Below are 18,329 nucleotides of genomic sequence, written 5' to 3' on the forward strand. Positions count from 1 at the left end.
CAAAGAACCGGTTCAGTCGGATATCCGTCTGCCGGTTCTTTCATTTCTTTAATTCTCTAGTTATGTCACTCTATTTGTTCTAGCTGTTCGGGAGTGTGTAGATCAGGTCCACCTGTTCTCCATTGCTAAAACGATAAAAGCGATAGTGGTTATGCGTACCGTCTTTATAATACACTTGCCACACATATATTCCATTCACAACTCCGGGCATGATTCGTTTAATCTCACCGGCAGGAACTTCAGAACTGAAGCGATTGCGGATCTGTGCTTCGGACATGCCATTCTGCAGCAGCTCACTGTGTACAGCGTTTCCACCCTTAGCCGGTTGATTGTTTGCATCGAATTTAACCCAGACCATAACATCCTGATTATCCTTATTTTTGCCGATCAGGGTCCAGTAGATGTTGTCAGAGCCTTCTTTGTCTCCCCAGATGTACTTGCGCAATTCATCATAGGATGTAATGCCCAGTTGCTTCTGTGCTGCCTGTATAGCGAGCGCTTCTTCCTTGCGCTGGTCCTGCGTGACATAGACGTAATAACGCTGAAGTCCAAACAGAATCAGAACCAGTGCAAGCAGCGAAATCCATATCCACTTCTTTTTTTTCTTCAAAAGCCGAACTTCCTTTCCCTATGATGCTCTGTCCTGCAATTAACGAGCAAGCAGACCATCAAATGCCAATTGAGACTCACGCAAAATGCGTTCTTCATCCAGCGTCAGACATTCGCCGTGTTTGACCACTTGTTTTCCATCCACCCATACGTGCTCAACATCTTTGGCAGAAGCCGAGTAGATCGTATGTGAGATCAGGTCTGTATGTGGATAGAAATGTGCCTGTTCAATATCAAGAGCGATAAAATCAGCCTTCATGCCGACCTCAAGTGCTCCGGTATTGTTCAAGAAAATGGATTTGGCACCGTATGACGTTCCGAGGAGTAACGCTTCGCCTGCTGGCACAGCCGTCGGGTCACCAGATACACCTTTGTGGATCAATGCAGCCAGTCTCATTTCCTCGAACATATCCAGGTTGTTGTTGCTTGCCGGTCCGTCTGTTCCGAGTGACACGGTAACTCCTGCTTTCAGTAACGCAGGTACCCGCGCAACACCGGAAGCGAGTTTCAGGTTACTTCCCGGGTTATGGGATACAGCCACATCATGACGAGCCAAAATTTCAATTTCTTCGTCATTCAGATGCACCGCATGTGCAACCAGGGATGGACGAGAGAAAAATCCCAGTTTCTCTAGATGTGCCACAGGACGCAGTCCATAATCAGCCACGTTCTGCTCCACCTCACGAAGCGTTTCAGACATATGTGTATGGAGAGGAAGGTTTAGGTCATTCGCGACCTGTACAAGCTTCTCTATGTAGTCAGGAGGGCATGTATATGGGGCATGTGGCGAGATTACAGTTGTTATACGACCATCTGCCTGTCCATTCCACTCACGTGCAAACGCTGCCGACTCCTCCAGCTTCCGCAATTGCTCTTCTTCCGAGCACAGCCCGATTACACCACGTGCCAGTGCTGCTCTAACGCCTGATTGCTCCACAACTTTGGCAACTTGATCCATGTGATCATACATGTCCAGGAAAGCTGTAGTTCCGCCTTTCAACATTTCAAGCACCGATAGCGAGGTTCCCCAATATACATCTTCTGAAGTCATTTTCGCTTCCATCGGCCACATTTTTTCCTGCAACCATACTTGCAATGCAAGATCGTCTCCGTGCCCTCTGAGCAACGACATCGCTGCATGACCATGCGTATTGATCAGACCCGGCAGGAAGAACAGTCCTTTTCCATCTACTTTGGTACTATTTTTGTCTTCATCCGGCAATGTCTCACCAATATGCACAATCTTGTCATTCTCAACAACCATGTATCCTTGGACCACGTTCCATGTTGTGCCGCCTTCATTAACGGCAAATTTGCCGTTGTGGATTACCCATCTATTTGTTGTCATCTTCCTCGTCGTCCTTTCCAGTCTCCAAGTAATAGGCCAAACTAAGCAGATCCGTTGTAAAGTCAGCATGGTGAATGCGGATATGCGGCGGTGTTTTTAGAATTGTTGGTGCAAAATTAAGGATCGCTTCGATTCCGGATTCAATAAGCTGATCGGCTACATTTTGGGCTTCCGTATCCGGAACCGTGATAATTCCGATGCGGATGTTATCCGTTTTAACCGCTTCCGTCAATTCATCCATTGGTTTTACCGTCAAACTGTTGATTTGACTACCAATCTTCGGTCCATATGCATCAAATACAGCAACAATCTTCATGTTGTCTTTCAGATATGCGTTGTAGTTGGACAAGGCTTGACCTAGATTACCCGCGCCTACCAGAGCTACATTAATTTGCTGATCGATCTTGAGAATGTGACGAATTTTCTCGATCAAATAGGATACATCATACCCGATCCCTTTACGACCAAAATCACCGAAGTAAGCCAGGTCTTTACGAATTTGGGCCGGATTCAGATCCAGCCTCTGTCCAAGCTCTTGAGAAGAAACAGTAGCCACCTCACGCTGATGCAACTCGTTCAAATAACGCAAGTATACAGGCAGACGTCGTACCACCGCTTCCGAAATTTTATCCGATTTCATTCTTGCTCCCCCTTACCAAGGCCACGATAAAATAATAGATGAAAAGATGAGCATTCTGTATAAACTCAAAGATAAACGTGACATTTTATACAGAATGCTCCTTGTAATTTAGGTTATAAGTTCTTGCGTGCAACTGCTTAAATCGGATACGGGAATATCTAATAAAGTTTAACGCCAAACAATAGTGTCATGCAATGATGTAACGAACAAAACAACCATTATTTTTGTCCATTAGCAGGTTTTTCCAACCACTCAGTAATTCGTGGAACCATTTGCTCCGTGAGCATATGCTCCATTTTGGGACCAGGTAATGAATATAAAAAGAATTTACCATAGTACGCTTCAATCACCCGTGTATCATAAACAATGACAATTCCTCTATCCTTTGCTGTACGAACCAATCGGCCAAATCCCTGTTTGAAACGAATAACCGCTTGTGGCACAGACAGTTTCATGAACGGATTTTTCTTCTGTTCTTGAAGCAACTCACTCTTGGCTTCCACTAACGGATGATTCGGTGGCTGGAAAGGCAGTCGCACAATAGCGAGACAGGTTAGCGCCTCTCCAGGGATATCTACACCCTCCCAGAAGCTGCTAGTGCCCAGAAGTACCGTTGCTTTGGCATCTTGGAACCTGCGAGTCAACTTGGATCGGCTTCCACTATCCACGCCTTGCCCAAGTAACGAGATGTCGTTACCAGAAAGAGCTTCTTTCAGCGGATCATAGACCTGTCGCAGCATCTTGTATGAAGTAAACAGAACCATCATGCGTCCCCGCGTAGCAATTGCCGTCTCTGCGAGTGATTGCACCAGCATATTAACAAAGTGCGCATCACCCACACTTCCCTTCACACTTGGGAAATCACGCGGAATCACCAGAAGTGCCTGATCGCGATAGTTGAAAGGTGATGGCAGCATAGAAGTTAACAGCCGATTATTCTCGGAAGCTTCCTGCAAGCCAAGCTGTTCAATCATGAACTGGAATGACTTATCCACAGAGAGCGTAGCCGATGTAAGCACAACACTTTTCTTTTTGTCAAAAAACAAATCCTTAAGCTGTGCACTGACATCTACAGGTACGGCATACAGCTGGAGAGATTTACTTCGGAACTGGCCGCTAGCTTCCATCCAGTATACCGTTTTGGCATCATCCATGCGCATGAAGAAACGTAGATTCTCCTTCAATGTGGTCAGATCTTTCAACAATCCTGTAATGTCCGTGATCAGACTATCCGATTGATAATCATCCTGATCCTCTTTCACCTCAAGCAGCAATTTGTCCCCTTTGCGAACCAAATCACCCAGAGTCACATAGATCTGGTTCTCCAGATCCTGCAACTCCTCCCATTTTGCCGGTTTCTGAGATGCTTTCAGACGCAGTGAAAATTGCCCCGTCTCTCCCGGTGAAGCATCACTCCGTTCAGGCAACAGACCGAACAAGGCATCGCTCATACGATCCCACAGTTCCTTGACCTCAACAGCCAGCGGGAACATCTGATCCACCATGGAGCCCCATTGCACTGAATTTTCATGCCCGGATAACTGGGAACGAAGCATAGGCAGCTGACCATTCCGACTGTCTTTAAACAGGCGGGTCAGTGTATGAACCAAGGTGAAATATTTCATATGCATTCCAAGATGTTTACCAGCGACATCCTCCAGATGATGTGCCTCATCGATCACAAGACTCTCATAGGCTGGCAGCAGCTGATGCGCGGCTTTCACATCCGTAAATAATTTGGAGTGATTGGTGATTACGATATCTGACAACCCGGCCTCATGTTTGGCACGATGGTAGAAACATTTGCGGAACCATGGACATGATCTTCCCAGACAAGACTCAGATTCGCTCTGTACCGTCTCCCAGAAGTCCCCTCCGCGTCCGCTAAGGTTAAGTTCCTCATCATCTCCGGTTTCGGTCTGCGTAAGCCAGACAATCATCTGAGCTGCTGTGAAATAATCCTCTTTAGGTGTGGCGAATTCACGTTTATTGATTTTGTGTTCAAATTTGCGCAGGCACAGGTAATGTCCACGTCCTTTGAAGACAGCGGCTTTAAACGGGAACGGAACCACTTGGGTTAGCATCGGAATGTCTCGCTCTCTCAATTGCTCCTGCAGATTGATTGTATGCGTGCTAACCATAACTTTCTGTTCTTGCTTCACACTTTCGTAAATAGCAGGCAAGAGATAACCCAGAGATTTACCAGTGCCTGTTCCTGCTTCGATCAAGAGATGTTTCTCTTCATCCAGGGCTTGCCTTACACTACTGAACATCTGAGTCTGCGCTTCACGCTCCTCGTAATGATCCAGCGTATCCTTCAGGTTCTCCCGAACCTGGTCCATAAACTGTTCGAAGCTTACACCATCAAGGGGGTTAGCCTCCCGCTCATCGCGTGGTGCACCAATATCAGTCCAATCACTTACATTAAGAGCAAGCTGACGATAATAGGTATGTCCGTCTAGGTCCTGAATCGGCTCTGCTTCCTTCTCACTGCGCATTCCGTCCAAAAACCAACCCAAATCACTGTCTTCTGGTGAAAACAGGTCACTGAGGCGCTGAATCGTTATGAGCGGTAATTCCTTTAACTCATCCAGACACTTGAGCAACACATAGGCTGTCGCCAGTGCATCACTGTCTGCCTGGTGAGGGCGATCATGTTGAAATCCAAATTCGGAAGACACATAACCGAGTTGATAAGAACCCAGTGATGGGAATGTAATCTTCAGAAAATCAATCGTGTCCAGAATGCGGCCAGTGAACGGCAAATAACCGCAACGGTCGAGAGCATTCTGCAAAAAGTGAAAATCAAAAGCGACGTTGTGTCCAACAAGCACCACATCATTAAGCAGCGGAACCATCTCCATCATCATCTCTTCGAGTGAAGGAGCGTCCGCCACATCTTCATCGGTAATACCCGTTAACCCCGAAATAAACGGGGGAATCGGTACACCAGGGTTCACATAAGAACTATATATTTGAGTTATGCTGTAGTCATGATCTATGATGGCAAGTCCGGCCTGTATAATCTCACCGTCGGACTGCGTGCCGGTTGTTTCGAAATCCAATACGGCAAATTTCATTGCAATGTACGGTCCCTTCCATTCCAGTCTATGTTACAGCATAGCAAAAAAAAGGGGATTTGAAAATTAACTGACAAAAAAGCGGTGTCCCCGCCGCTATGCCAAAGGAGGGAACACCGTTTTTTGTCGCCGAATTCCCGCTTAATGAAGGGTCGTCAGCTGATTAGCATATTGCAATTTTCCCCTGTTCAACCTGCAAGCTTCCATGTTGTACAGTGGTTCGGTCAATGTCGGGTCATACTGAAGGGCCTGTGCAAAGAGTGCACATGCAGCTTCGGGATTCGCAAGCTTGGCTTGAATACAGCCCAGGGCGTTACATACAAGCCCTTTTAAGCGAGGTGAACCCTTAAGGTACATGATCTGCTGCAAATGTGTCCCGGCTTCCGCCATTTGTTCCAGGTTCAGATAAGCCAGCGCCAGGTAAAAACGAGTCAATGCACTCTCCGGATGGTCGGTCACAACCCTGGAGAACTGCATGATCGCCTGCGGATACATCTGTAATTTGAAATAACCCTGACCTCGACTGAAACATTCCAGATGGAGTTCAGGCAGGGCGGTAACAGCTTCCTGTTCCGGCTCAAGGGAAGCCGGCTTATCCATTTCCTGCTCCCTTACCTGGCTCATCTTTTCTTCAAACATCAGCCATTCATCCAGCATTCCGTCACTCATCCGCTTAAGCAAATTCCACTTTTGCAGCAATTCCTGTTTGTTCAGGCCTTCAGCGGAAGGATAGCTCTTGATAATTTCATCTAACATGTCGTTCATTTCTGCGAAAACATGCTGGAACATCGATGCATCCCCACCCTTGAAAAAATGGATTAGTGCAGTGACCTGTACTCATTTTTTGCTTCAAGGGCCGATTTCATTCTCCTTACCAGTCGATTACATAATTGTTGCGTGGACTTCCTGTTTCATCGTTTGTACAGGTTTATTCTGTCCATCTACAAATACAACGGTTGGTTTGTGAGTATTTGCCTCTTCTTGCGACATCATGGCGTAAGAAATGATAATGACGTTATCTCCAGGCTGCACCAGACGTGCAGCTGCGCCGTTAAGACATATGACCCCGCTTCCGCGCGGTCCTGGAATCACATAAGTTTCCAGACGTGCACCATTGTTGTTGTTCACAATTTGCACTTTTTCGTTTTCCATCAAGTCGGATGTTTCCATCAAGTCTTCATCTATGGTAATGCTACCCACATAGTTCAAATTGGCTTCCGTTACCGTAGCCCGGTGGATTTTGGATTTCATCAGTGTTCTAAACATGGGACAGTACCTCCGATTTTTGCAACCTTATATTGTCAATCAATCTTGTTTTTCCGAATTTCACCGCAAGTGCGATGAGCAGATCGTCACGTCCTTGAACTTCTTCCTGATCTGCGAGCGGCTCCAGACTTGGAAAAGCCTGAATCTCGGCGTAGTCGATAACAGCAAGCGGTGAGCTTGCAATCTGCTCGCGCAGAATACGACGGATATCTGCGGCGTTTATAGCTACACCTGTATCTGCCGCTTCTTGAGCTGCACGCAGTGCCTTCGACAGAACTAGAGCCTGATTACGCTGTTCAGCGCTAAGATAGACGTTACGTGAACTGAGGGCAAGACCATCCTCTTCGCGAACAATCGGACAGGGTACAATTTCTACAGGCATATTCAAATCATTCACCATCTGTTGAATGACCGCAACCTGCTGAGCGTCTTTCATTCCAAAAAATGCACGCTGTGGCTGTACAATGTTAAACAGTTTGGAGACTACGGTCGTTACCCCGTCAAAATGCCCCGGACGGGAAGCGCCACATAGGCGCTCCGTCAATTTGGAGACAGATACCGTCGTTTGCGTTGCCTGTGGATACATCTCTTCAACAGAGGGAATAAATACGATATCCACTCCTTGTGAGCGTGCTGTTTCCACATCTCTGGCTTCATCCCGCGGATAGCTGTCAAAATCTTCATTAGGTCCAAATTGAATTGGATTAACAAATATGCTTAATACCACGATATCGCTCTGTTGTCTGGCTGCCTGCATCAAGCTTGCATGACCTTGATGAAGATAACCCATTGTTGGTACCAGACCTACAACGGATGCATTGGACCGAATCGCTTGACGCTTCAAGCTTAGTTCCTGTCTTAACTCTGCGATTGTCCGTAATACTTTCATGAGTTATTCCCCACCTTTTCCTTGCGTTGTCCGCCGTAAAGTTGATCCAGAACACCATCCGCAGCATTGAATACATGCTCTTCGGCCGGGAACGAACGATCTTTCACTTCTTTCACGTAAGCTTCGATGCTCGTTCTGATTAATGTACCCACATCTCCATAGGTTTTGACAAAACGTTTTGGCGTATACGGAGAGGCGTATTGAACCACATCATGGAATACCAGTACCTGACCATCACAACCTCGTCCTGCTCCAATTCCGATGGTTGGAATGGACAGTTCCTCCGAGATCGCCCGTGCAACTTCTTCCGTAACCAGTTCAAGCACAATGCCAAACGCGCCTGCAGCTTCCAGAGCTTTGGCTTCGTCCATCAGACGTTTTGCATCCGCTGCATCCTTGCCCTGAATGCGGTAACCACCAATCTGATTAACCGATTGAGGTGTCAGTCCAATATGTCCAAGAACAGGCACGCCTGCTTGCACGACTGCTCTGACGGTGTCCGCTATCTCAACTCCGCCTTCCATTTTAACCGCATGGGCTTGCCCCTCCTGCATCAGTCGACGTACACCCTTAAGCGTCTCATCCACGCTGCCATGATAGGTCATAAAAGGCATATCAGCCACAATAAACGTCTTCTCAGCTCCGCGCACTACGGAACGTGTATGGTATACCATGTCGTCGATGGTCACCGGAAGCGTCGAGTTATAACCCAGTACTACATTGCCAAGTGAATCACCAACCAGGATCAGATCGATACCTGCTTCCTCTGCGAGGAGCGCTGTTGGATAATCGTAAGCCGTGATCATGGTAAGTGGCACGCCATCCTGCTTATATTTTTTCATTTTCACAATATTCAACGCTTGTTTGTTCGCCATTTTCTCTCATGGCTCCTTTCTTCTTTTCAAATAAACGCAACAAAAAAAACCTTTTAGTTTTCCACTAAAAAGTCCCGAAAAGTCAAAAAAGAGTCACTTGCGATCGTCCCTTCTGTCTCGGTCCTCTTCGGCTCAGAGCAGAATCCAACAACTCACTTAAACGTATTTCATTCTTGCACTGCGGTCTGCTTATATAAAACCATTCAAGCAGAACAAAGGTTACTGTTACGGGAGTGCAATTCGGTCTGCATTAGCCGATATCGCCTCACGAACACAGTATACCAAAGTTCTGCTCAAACTTCACGTCTTATGTTCATTTTACCAGTGAAAATTCGACAATTTGTTTATGATTTCCAGGAAATCTCACCAGAGATGATTAGTGTATGTTCTCCATCGTGCTTCTCCACGATAAGTGCTCCAGAAGGGTCAAGACCGATGGCCTTCCCTTCAATGACACCATGAGGATTCGTCACAGTAATCTCTCGATTCATCGATACGGACAGGGCCTCCCATAGTGCTGAGATCACGCCGAATCCTTCTTTTTGATACAAATAATACAACTGTTCAAGCTCCGTCAAAATGGCAGCCGTTAGTTTGGTTCGATCAACGGGTTGACCCGTCTCCATCTTGAGCGAAGTAGCTATAGTTGTAAGATCTTCCGGATAATCCTCTGGATCAAAATTCACGTCAACACCTATACCTGCAATACAGTATCTGACTTCATGATCTTCCACCGTGGATTCAAGCAGTATGCCACATACCTTGCGTCCATCAATCAACAGATCATTTGGCCATTTGATGCCTGCATCAGCTCCTGAACAAGCTCGAACGGCACGACATACAGCCACTCCTGTTAATAAAGTTAGCTGCGGCGTGTGCTGAAGTGGTAGATCAGGGCGTAACAGAATACTCATCCAGATTCCTTTACCCGGAGGAGAGAACCACTGTCGACCGAAACGCCCTCTTCCTCCTGTTTGTTCTTCCGCAATGACCACAGCACCTTCTGCCTGCCCTTGCTCAGCTAGCTTGAGAACATCCCCTTGCGTAGACAGAGTCGAAGTCAACAAAACAGCCTTACGGCCAAATACGGTTGTATCCAGTGCCAATTGGAGGGCAGTAGCGTCAATGCTATCCGGCTTCGTTACCAGACGGTATCCTTTGCGGGATACGGCTTCAAACTCATAACCCATGTCTCGCAACTTGTTCACATGTTTCCACACAGCGGTCCGACTGATGGACAGATTACGGCTGATCTCTTCACCCGATACGAATCGTCCTTCTGCATTTAATAACATATGTAACAGATCTTCATGCTTGGTCATCTTGAACCACCCGCTTCACTTCTGCACTTAATGCTGCATGCTGATTCTCTATCGTTCCAATCGCTGTTTCTCGTAACAAATGTTTCATCAGTTGACCCAGCCAAGGTCCGCCTTTGCGCTGCACCATTTGTAACACTTGTTCCCCTGTGATATCCAGCTCTTTCAAGTCATGCACAGGGATCGATTGACTCCATTCGCCTGCAAGCTCTTGAACCAAAACAACCTGCATTTCTGCCTGTTCGGACTGATTCCGCCATCCTGCTGGCAGTGTAGACTGTATTCGAAGCCAATCATCCGCCGCCTGAACGCCACAAGCCAGAACAGTAACGATCCAATCGGAACGGAGACTGACCGTATCCTTCGGCTCCTGAACGGAAGTATGAATCAACTGCTCCACCTGAAGGACCCCCGTTATACGAGAACGATGTTCATTGGAGAATGTCCACTGACGTAATAATACGTCTGCTTCGTCCTTGCTATAACCACCAGCAAACAGGATAAGTGACCAACGAAGCAACACATGCTCACCAGACAACTGTTTCAGATTGGATAACAACGTCTTGTTGAATCGGGCCGAGCTTACCGGCGCTTTGATGTGCGCAAGCGCATCACTTCTGTATAACAGCTCCAATCCTCTTAGGGGATGCGGTCCCGACATCATTTTTACCATCTCGGTGCGTACTCGTTCCATTGCTATATGTTGAAGCAGGTCTTTCTGCCTTACAAGACCCTTCCACGTGTTATGGGCAATTTTGAAATCAAATACGGAAGCAAACCGAACACAGCGGAGCATGCGCAGTGCATCTTCACCAAATCGTTCCATCGCAGAACCCACACATCTGACTCGCTCTTCCTTGATATCTGCCTGTCCACCGAATGGATCAACGATTGTCCCAGTGACGTCCATGGCAAGAGCGTTCATCGTGAAGTCGCGCCGCTGTAAGTCTTCCTTGATATCCTGAACAAATTGAACCGCAGCAGGTCTGCGATTATCCTGATATTCGGATTCTGTTCGAAATGTGGTCACTTCAAAGTAATAACCACCTGAACGAACGGTAACCGTACCGTGTTGCAGACCTGTAGGAATACAATCGTCAAACAGTTCCATGACTTGCTGGGGAGAAGCAGATGTCGTGATATCCATATCGTCTACAACTCGTTCCAACAATTCGTCACGAACGCAACCACCTACCCAATATGCCTTGTAGCCATGTTTGTTTAATGTTGTGAGTACACTCTCACTTTGCATTGCCATTTCACGATCTACCTGTGTCCATTGAACCACTACATATCACCTCTTCTCTTGCCTGTTGTGGTATGCACAGTATGATTCGTCAAAGAAATGATTAACCGCAAACCGGCTTCAGATTCGGAACTTCCCTTCCCAAAACCCGGTAATAAATCTGTTCATATTCATGCCGAATAGCATCATTGCAAAAGTCGTGATGCGCGCGCTGAAGACATGCTTCCCTGAACTCCGCAGCCAAACGATCGTCCGTCAACAAACGGATGGTGTTCTCGGCCATGGATTGTGTATCCCCAATCGCGGATAAATACCCCGTCTTACCATGTAAGACCAGTTCCGGAATGCCGCCGGCCTGTGAACCGATCGTGGGTACGCCACAAGCCATTGCTTCGAGCGCCACAAGTCCGAAACTTTCCTTCTCCGATGGAAGCATCAACACGTCAGCCATGGAAATGACCTGAGCAATGTCATCCTGTTTGCCAAGGAAATGAACTTTATCATTTAACCCGAGATCATTAATTTTCCATTGCATCTTCGGCAAATCCGGTCCTTCACCAACAAATAACAGTTTGGCAGGAACCTGCTCCTGTACCTGACGGAAGACCTCTACCACATCCTGAGTTCTCTTCACAGGTCGAAAATTGGAGATGTGCATTAATATTTTTTCGTCGGGCGCAGCAAAGTCTCTTCGCAGACTGGCAGCATCCCGCGGATAATATATTCGTTTGTCAATAAAATTATAGGTTAGATCGATTGGACGCTGAATATCCAGCAATTCGACCGTTTCTCGAATCAAATCTTGTGATACGGCAGTAACCGCGTCACTTTCATTAATGGCTAGGCGGATCAGATCCTTCAGAGATTCATCCTGAGCCAGAACCGTAATATCCGTTCCGTGCAAGGTGGTAACCACTTTAAGACCGTCTCCTACCATCTGTTTCGCAAGAAAAGCACATACTGCGTGTGGCACGGCATAATGAACATGCAGCAGATCCAGCTGCTGTGACTTAGCCACCTGAGCCATCTTTGTTGCCAGTGACAGGTCATACGGAGGGTAACGGAAAACATAATAATCATTTACTTCAACTTCATGATAGAAAATATTCTTCTGGAACGTACCCAGTCTGAACGGGATACTGTTGGCAATAAAATGAACCTGATGCCCCTGTTCGGCAAGTAATTTGCCCAGCTCCGTTGCGACAACGCCAGACCCGCCGAGGGACGGATAACAGGTGATGCCGATTTTTAGCTTTTTATCCATCCTGTGGACGCTCCTTTGATCTCCCGCTTCATGCAGGTTGATATAATAACGGAATAATGAAACCCTTCGTTTCATTAAACGTAAAATGTGAAATCGTTCATTGGGCACCCGGGCCAAATTGATGAACCACGTAAGGTGTAATTGTAGCAAAACCTTCTGCAAACGGGATGAGACTGCGTTGTCCGAGCAAGGAATCACGGGCTCTTACACGTTCAACATACCCTTGATTCAATGGTGTCGAGACTGCTCCGTCTCCCAGTTCAAATTGGGAACGATAAGAGAGCAATGATGTTTCTTTTTGCCCATAGTGTTCCGTAATATCGACAATCAAATCCGTGGGACCGATGTCATTAATAAAGTAAAAATAAAGTTCCTTCACCTGCACGGCAGGCATGTCCGGCATGTAGTTCCGAAGCTTGGCGTTAAATACAGCCTCCTGCACAAGCTTACTGCAATTGACATGATCCGGATGACGATCTTCCCAATACGGAGCAAACACCATCCGAGGGGCATGACGCCGTATCTCAGCCGTTACCTCCTCTACATGTTCAGGAGTAAGATACAAGCCACGATCAGGAAGCCCCAGATTCGTTCGACACGAAAGACCGAGGATGCGGGAGGCTTGCTCCGCTTCCTCGGTTCTGCGCTCTACTGTTCCGTTGGAAGACATCTCAGCACGAGTCAGATCACACACGCCTACTTTCAAGCCAGCAGCGGTATGTTTGGCAATCGTTCCACCCATACCAATCTCCGCATCGTCTGCATGTGCTCCAAAGATGAGAATATCCAGACTCATTCGGAATCACCCGAATTCATTCCAGCCTCCGGCTTGTATTTATGTACCAGCTCTCTCCAGGCAAAATCACCACGATCCAGAGCCTTAACCAGAATCTCAGCGGTTGCGATATTGGTGGCAAGTGGAATTCCCTGCACATCACAAAGACGCAGCAACGCATTAATATCCGGCTCGTGAGGTTGTGCCATCAATGGATCGCGCAGGAAAATAATCAGATCCATCTCATTTTGCGCAACTAAAGCTCCAATCTGCTGATCTCCGCCCAGTGGGCCTGATTCGAATCGATGAATCTTCAGAGACGTTCCTTCCATAATACGAAGGCCTGTTGTTCCAGTAGAATATAATTGATGGTCCGTAAAAACAGGCTCATATGCCGTCACGAAGTTAACCATCTCTTCTTTTTTACGATCATGGGCGATAAATGCTATTTTCAACATGACAATCTCCTTTAGTCGATAAAGTGGTCAAATCCGTAGATCATTCCTGTATATTCCATAACCTTTTGCACACCAATCTTAACACCAGGCATATAACCTGCGCGCTCATAGGAGTCATGCCGAATTTTGAGTGACTGTCCATAGTCTCCGAAAACAACTTCCTGCTGCGCGAATACGCCAGGCAATCGTACACTGTGAATTCGGAAGCCGTTGTAATAACCGCCGCGTGATCCTTCAATGGTCTCTTCCTCAGTCGGATTACCCTGACGAAGTTCTTCCCGATTGGCAGCAATCAGTTCGGCAGTTTTGATCGCAGTTCCGGAAGGAGCATCCAGCTTCTGATCCCCGTGATATTCGATAATCTCCACATTTGGCATATGTTTGGCAGCCTGTGCTGCGAATCGCATCATCAGAATGGCACCAATCGAGAAGTTAGGGGCAATAAGCCCTCCAATTCCTTTGTCCTGGCATTGCTTGTCCAACTGTTCAATCTGCTCCGGCGTAAAGCCGGTAACACCCATGACAGGTCTGACTCCATGACGGATCGCGATTTCGGTATGTGTAAAAGCATATTGCGGCACTGTAAAATCAACCATAACCTGAGGTTTTGTTTCGGCAAAAGCCATTTCGATATCATCAGTCACCAGCACCCCGCACGCTGGCAAACCAACAAGGGTTCCTGCATCCGTGCCTGCTCCGGAGCGGTTGACAGCCGCTGCAAGCTCCAATTCCGGGTCCTGAAGTACCAATTTCACAACTTCACGCCCCATACGGCCAGCCGCTCCGATCACGGCAACTCTGATTACTTCACTCATATTGACTGCATCTCCTCACTATGTTGGATCATATCGTAGAATCCATTTCAACTCGAAAGAAATCTTTGCAGAATGAATTCTTATTGAATGGATTTCATACGTTGCTTGATTTCCTGTAACATCTGATGCAGTTGCCCATTCTGCGGGTCCAGCAAAATTGCCTCACGCAGCGCCTGAATTGCATAGTCAAATTCATTCAAATCACTGTAAGCCAGCGCAAGCATAACATGAGCCTCCACTGAGAGCGGATCAAGTTTGACCGCTTCTTGCAGAAGCGTAGACGCTTCCACATAGCGCTCCTGTGTTGCAATCCCCGCCTGCTCCAACAGCAACTTCGCTCTGGAGGTCAATTGTTTCGCTTCCAACGTCTGCAGATGCAAAATATACTCTTCTGTTCCTGGCGAAAATTCGACTGCCTTGCGCGCATATTCAAGCGCTGGAACCAGATGCTTGCTGCGGGCGTGTGTAATGGAACAGCGGTAATATAACTCCGCATGTTTTGGATGAGCGTGAATGGCTGACTCGAACCAACGAATCGCCTGTTCAAAATCATTTTGCAATATACAGCGGTAAGCCTGCTGCATATATTCTTCCGGTTTCATCATTAAGCTGACCCTCCCCGATCGGGTGATGGTACAGCATATGTAATCTACGCCTAATCGGTGTTTTTGGGAGTCCACCGATTGGCATCGCGGGTGTTAAATTTATGCATGACTTTGTCGTGAGCCTCAGCCAGATCAATTCCCAGCGAGTTCGCAAAACAAATCGTGATAAATAAAATATCTCCAAGCTCAAGTTCAATGGAATTGGCTGCTTCGGAAGACTTCTTTGGCTTTTCACCGAACTCATGATTCACTTCCCTTGCAAGCTCCCCAACCTCTTCAGACATCCGGGCCAACATGGCCAGAGGACTGAAATACCCCTCCTTGAACTGGGAGATATACTGATCAACCTCACGCTGCATTTCTGCGATGCTTTTCTCCATGAGAACGGATTCTCCTTTTGAAATGATGTCGTATTTGTTCCTAATAATATCAGTTATTTAGATTCACTTCCACCATCATCAGCGACAAATCATTTTTAAAGATTCAATAAACAGGTATACTAGATGGGAATGATTGATTCTTCATTCTAATTTATCTACAGCGAGGGATCTTATGAGCACTGCCAAAACCTGGGTTCAAGTTAAACTGGTTCTTCCCATCGTGCTGGGGACAGCCTTATATGCCTTTGGGCTCCTCTATTTCATTATCCCCAACCAGCTTATGGAAGGTGGCCTCACCGGGGTTACGGTGCTGATCAATTACGCTTTTGGCATCTCACCTTCACTTACAACCTTGATTCTGAATGTTCCCCTCTTTCTGATTGGGCTCAAAATTTTGGGCGGCCGACAGATGATCTATACGGGTATCGGAATCGGGGCACTGACTGTTTTTCTATGGTTGTTTGAGAAGTTGATTCACCTGGGCTGGATTGAACCATTACATACTGAGAATGACCTCCTGCTCGCAGCCCTATATGCAGGTGTCACCCTTGGAGCCGGCCTTGGCATTGTATTTCGTTGGGGTGGAACGACGGGCGGTTCAGACATCATTGCCCGTATTCTCAACCGCAAGTATGGATGGAGTATGGGACGAGTATTACTGGGCATCGACTTCGTCATTATCGGGCTCTCTCTCATCTACATCCCCAAAGAAAAAATTCTGTATACACTCGTAGCGGTATTTATCGCCTCCAAAGTCATCGACTTTATTCAGGAAGGTGCATATTCCGCCCGGGCATTTATGATCATCAGTGACCATGCACCCGAGATTGCGGATCAGATCACACGGGAGATGGATCGTGGTGTTACCCTCATTCCAGCCATTGGCGCATACTCTAAACAGGCCAAACACATGGCCTACTGTGTTATATCCAGGCAAGAGTTCAGGCGATTGCAGACGATTGTACGTTCCATTGACTCCAGAGCTTTTGTCATCATCAGCGATGTTCACGATGTACATGGAGAAGGTTTCAAAGAAAGTTGATGTACTATACAGAAAGTACATGAAAACCTCTTTTTACATGAAGAGCCGTTAGTGTGGCTGTTCATGCGGAAAGAGGTCTTTTTATATACCACGATCAACTTCATATCCAATTAGCGCCGAAAAGGAAAAACCCCCTGCTGCTGCGCACGATATTTACGATATCCGGCGTAACTTAACGTCGCCACAATGACCGAACTAATCAGCAGCCCGGCTGCCCTGCGATCGGGACCCTGTACAAACGGTACAAAGGCACTCTCGTCCTTCTCGCGACCAAACAACTTGTTCACCAGTTCCTCCCCATGGCCAACCATGCTCTTTAATTGAGCCAGATCAGGTTGCTTGGCAGCGGTAAGCCCTTTGGTATGAGATAACCAGGCGTCTATCTGAGCAATTTCATACGGTTCACGGCGAATCAGTGCGGCAGGACGAATCGTTTCATAATGCTCCTCCAGAACGGTGTAGCGGTTTGCCAGTACGACCGCAGTTTGCCCTTCATTTGTAGCAGCGGATAAAGCGTCCAGATCGTTTTTCACGATTTTATAATACTGAAGCCATAAAGGCTTGGTTGGATTCGCGAGACTATCTGCTGCAAGTCTGAGTTTGGCAGAGGACTGCTGAAGAGAAGCATCGTCATTTTTCACCTTCACAACGGCTTGTTTCACTTCAACTATGGTTTCGGACAAGGCGTGAATGCCCTCGACTGTTGTTTGTCCCTCAAAGGAGATATGCTCCAAACTTTTACTGATACGCAGAATGCTTCCTCGCACTTCTTCAATATTATTCTCGAGCGCCTGACGATACAATAGGGCTGCTTCCGCATTCAGTTGTGCAATTGAATTGCTTGTGGACACTTGCTGAGCTGAATTCGAATTCAATGCTTCACTTTGCGCGGATACACGATATACTAAGTTCGTCCAAAGCAGCAGAGCCATGAACGATACCACCAATAAGCCAGTTTTGACCCCAAACCTTCTCTTCATGGACATCCCTCCCACCACCAATGTATGGCGGGGGACAGTTCATTAGAACAAGCTCAAGATCGGATGTCAGGTTCGTTTCGCCTGTCTTAAGGCCAGCCACGCGCACAGAATGCTTACCAGTGTCAGTCCGAATGTGAAATTACGCACACCATCTACATGATCATAGAGGGATGCGGGTAACCAAGGGTAAATATCATATGTATAATCCATCGTATCGTTCAACAGCGTCCAGAGACCTGCAACGACAAGGGAAGCCCAGCGGAAGCCGAAAAAGCGTACATAAATTAGAGCTTCAATGGCCATCGCACTATGCGAAGCAATCAACATCCAGTCTTGCCAGTGCTGTGTACCACCTTGCATCCAGCCAGCAAAAATAATGGATACGGCCCACACGCCATATTTCACAGATGTGACCACTGCAAGCGCCTGAATCACATGTCCGATCCGTTTGATCATGATGGACCGTGGTGGGTACAAGACCCATAGCAACGCTAAAGTAAAAAACAAACTCGCTGTTGGGCTATCCGGCACAAATACGATCTGCCAAACCGGCTGCTCAGCCAGAGTCAATTTCATTTGCTCTCCGTACCAGATGTATCCGTATACCGTTCCTACCGCATTACACCAAAATAATAGCCACAGGAAATAACGATTGGTCAGAAATTCCCTACTCCAGAAATACGATAAAGCCACATTCCCTGCCCCTTCCTTCTTCACATGTTGTGCACGATACAGTGC

Annotated in this window: 19 protein-coding genes; 1 reads left to right on the forward strand and 18 read right to left on the reverse strand. The window is 47.0% G+C overall.

The window, feature by feature from the left end; genetic code table 11:
• Positions 1–79: 79 nt before the first annotated feature.
• The 16 genes from MKY92_RS18785 to MKY92_RS18860 all read right to left on the reverse strand — a co-directional run bounded on the left by MKY92_RS18785 (position 80) and on the right by MKY92_RS18860 (position 15,569).
• Complete coding sequence (locus MKY92_RS18785) at positions 80–610, reverse strand: DUF5590 domain-containing protein (RefSeq protein WP_339297281.1); 531 nt, start codon at positions 608–610, stop codon at positions 80–82.
• A gap of 39 nt (positions 611–649) precedes the next feature.
• A complete protein-coding gene (locus tag MKY92_RS18790; protein ID WP_339297282.1) occupies positions 650–1,957 on the reverse strand; it encodes an amidohydrolase in 1,308 nt (435 codons plus the stop codon).
• Complete coding sequence (locus MKY92_RS18795; RefSeq protein ID WP_076209939.1) at positions 1,944–2,597, reverse strand: redox-sensing transcriptional repressor Rex; 654 nt, start codon at positions 2,595–2,597, stop codon at positions 1,944–1,946. The genes MKY92_RS18790 and MKY92_RS18795 overlap by 14 nt, the downstream gene beginning before the upstream one ends.
• Positions 2,598–2,815: 218 nt before the next feature.
• A complete protein-coding gene (dinG, locus tag MKY92_RS18800) occupies positions 2,816–5,677 on the reverse strand; it encodes an ATP-dependent DNA helicase DinG (protein ID WP_339297283.1) in 2,862 nt (953 codons plus the stop codon).
• A gap of 141 nt (positions 5,678–5,818) precedes the next feature.
• On the reverse strand, positions 5,819–6,442 hold the full coding sequence (locus MKY92_RS18805; protein ID WP_339297284.1) for a tetratricopeptide repeat protein: 624 nt from the start codon (positions 6,440–6,442) through the stop codon (positions 5,819–5,821).
• A gap of 117 nt (positions 6,443–6,559) precedes the next feature.
• On the reverse strand, positions 6,560–6,943 hold the full coding sequence (gene panD / locus MKY92_RS18810; protein WP_017687742.1) for an aspartate 1-decarboxylase: 384 nt from the start codon (positions 6,941–6,943) through the stop codon (positions 6,560–6,562).
• Positions 6,936–7,832, reverse strand: a complete 897-nt coding sequence (panC, locus tag MKY92_RS18815; protein WP_339297285.1) for a pantoate--beta-alanine ligase — start codon at positions 7,830–7,832, stop codon at positions 6,936–6,938. Before panC ends, panD begins: the two co-directional genes overlap by 8 nt.
• On the reverse strand, positions 7,829–8,707 hold the full coding sequence (gene panB, locus MKY92_RS18820) for a 3-methyl-2-oxobutanoate hydroxymethyltransferase (RefSeq protein ID WP_076209936.1): 879 nt from the start codon (positions 8,705–8,707) through the stop codon (positions 7,829–7,831). The genes panC and panB overlap by 4 nt, the downstream gene beginning before the upstream one ends.
• Before the next feature lie 344 nt (positions 8,708–9,051).
• Entirely contained in the window at positions 9,052–10,029 is a 978-nt protein-coding gene (locus MKY92_RS18825; RefSeq protein WP_339297286.1) for a biotin--[acetyl-CoA-carboxylase] ligase, read from the reverse strand.
• Complete coding sequence (locus MKY92_RS18830) at positions 10,016–11,314, reverse strand: CCA tRNA nucleotidyltransferase (protein ID WP_339297287.1); 1,299 nt, start codon at positions 11,312–11,314, stop codon at positions 10,016–10,018. Before MKY92_RS18830 ends, MKY92_RS18825 begins: the two co-directional genes overlap by 14 nt.
• A gap of 61 nt (positions 11,315–11,375) precedes the next feature.
• The gene (gene bshA, locus MKY92_RS18835) at positions 11,376–12,536 is read right to left on the reverse strand and encodes an N-acetyl-alpha-D-glucosaminyl L-malate synthase BshA (protein WP_076209934.1); all 1,161 of its coding nucleotides are present in this window, start codon (positions 12,534–12,536) and stop codon (positions 11,376–11,378) included.
• Between the two features lie 97 nt (positions 12,537–12,633).
• Positions 12,634–13,332: a bacillithiol biosynthesis deacetylase BshB1 gene (gene bshB1, locus MKY92_RS18840; protein WP_339297288.1), complete on the reverse strand. Its 699-nt coding sequence runs from the start codon at positions 13,330–13,332 to the stop codon at positions 12,634–12,636.
• Positions 13,329–13,769 carry a methylglyoxal synthase gene (gene mgsA, locus MKY92_RS18845; protein ID WP_339297289.1) on the reverse strand — a complete coding sequence of 147 codons (441 nt, stop codon included), beginning with the start codon at positions 13,767–13,769 and terminating at the stop codon, positions 13,329–13,331. The genes bshB1 and mgsA overlap by 4 nt, the downstream gene beginning before the upstream one ends.
• A gap of 11 nt (positions 13,770–13,780) precedes the next feature.
• Positions 13,781–14,584: a 4-hydroxy-tetrahydrodipicolinate reductase gene (gene dapB, locus MKY92_RS18850; RefSeq protein WP_339297290.1), complete on the reverse strand. Its 804-nt coding sequence runs from the start codon at positions 14,582–14,584 to the stop codon at positions 13,781–13,783.
• 80 nt (positions 14,585–14,664) lie between these two features.
• Positions 14,665–15,189, reverse strand: a complete 525-nt coding sequence (locus tag MKY92_RS18855) for a tetratricopeptide repeat protein (protein ID WP_260632694.1) — start codon at positions 15,187–15,189, stop codon at positions 14,665–14,667.
• 50 nt (positions 15,190–15,239) lie between these two features.
• Positions 15,240–15,569 carry a nucleotide pyrophosphohydrolase gene (locus MKY92_RS18860; RefSeq protein ID WP_017687732.1) on the reverse strand — a complete coding sequence of 110 codons (330 nt, stop codon included), beginning with the start codon at positions 15,567–15,569 and terminating at the stop codon, positions 15,240–15,242.
• 172 nt (positions 15,570–15,741) lie between these two features.
• On the opposite strand from MKY92_RS18860, the gene MKY92_RS18865 reads away from it, so the two are divergent.
• Complete coding sequence (locus MKY92_RS18865; protein WP_339297291.1) at positions 15,742–16,611, forward strand: YitT family protein; 870 nt, start codon at positions 15,742–15,744, stop codon at positions 16,609–16,611.
• A gap of 110 nt (positions 16,612–16,721) precedes the next feature.
• Here MKY92_RS18865 and MKY92_RS18870 read toward each other — a convergent pair whose 3' ends face one another.
• Both MKY92_RS18870 and MKY92_RS18875 read right to left on the reverse strand, forming a co-directional pair.
• Positions 16,722–17,591 carry a sporulation protein YpjB gene (locus MKY92_RS18870; RefSeq protein WP_339297292.1) on the reverse strand — a complete coding sequence of 290 codons (870 nt, stop codon included), beginning with the start codon at positions 17,589–17,591 and terminating at the stop codon, positions 16,722–16,724.
• A gap of 66 nt (positions 17,592–17,657) precedes the next feature.
• Positions 17,658–18,284 (reverse strand): DUF1405 domain-containing protein, encoded by a 627-nt coding sequence (locus tag MKY92_RS18875; protein ID WP_339301842.1) that lies wholly within the window; start codon positions 18,282–18,284, stop codon positions 17,658–17,660.
• Between the last annotated feature and the right edge of the window lie 45 nt (positions 18,285–18,329).

This window comes from Paenibacillus sp. FSL R5-0623 (assembly GCF_037974265.1).
Classification (GTDB): Bacteria; Bacillota; Bacilli; order Paenibacillales; family Paenibacillaceae; genus Paenibacillus.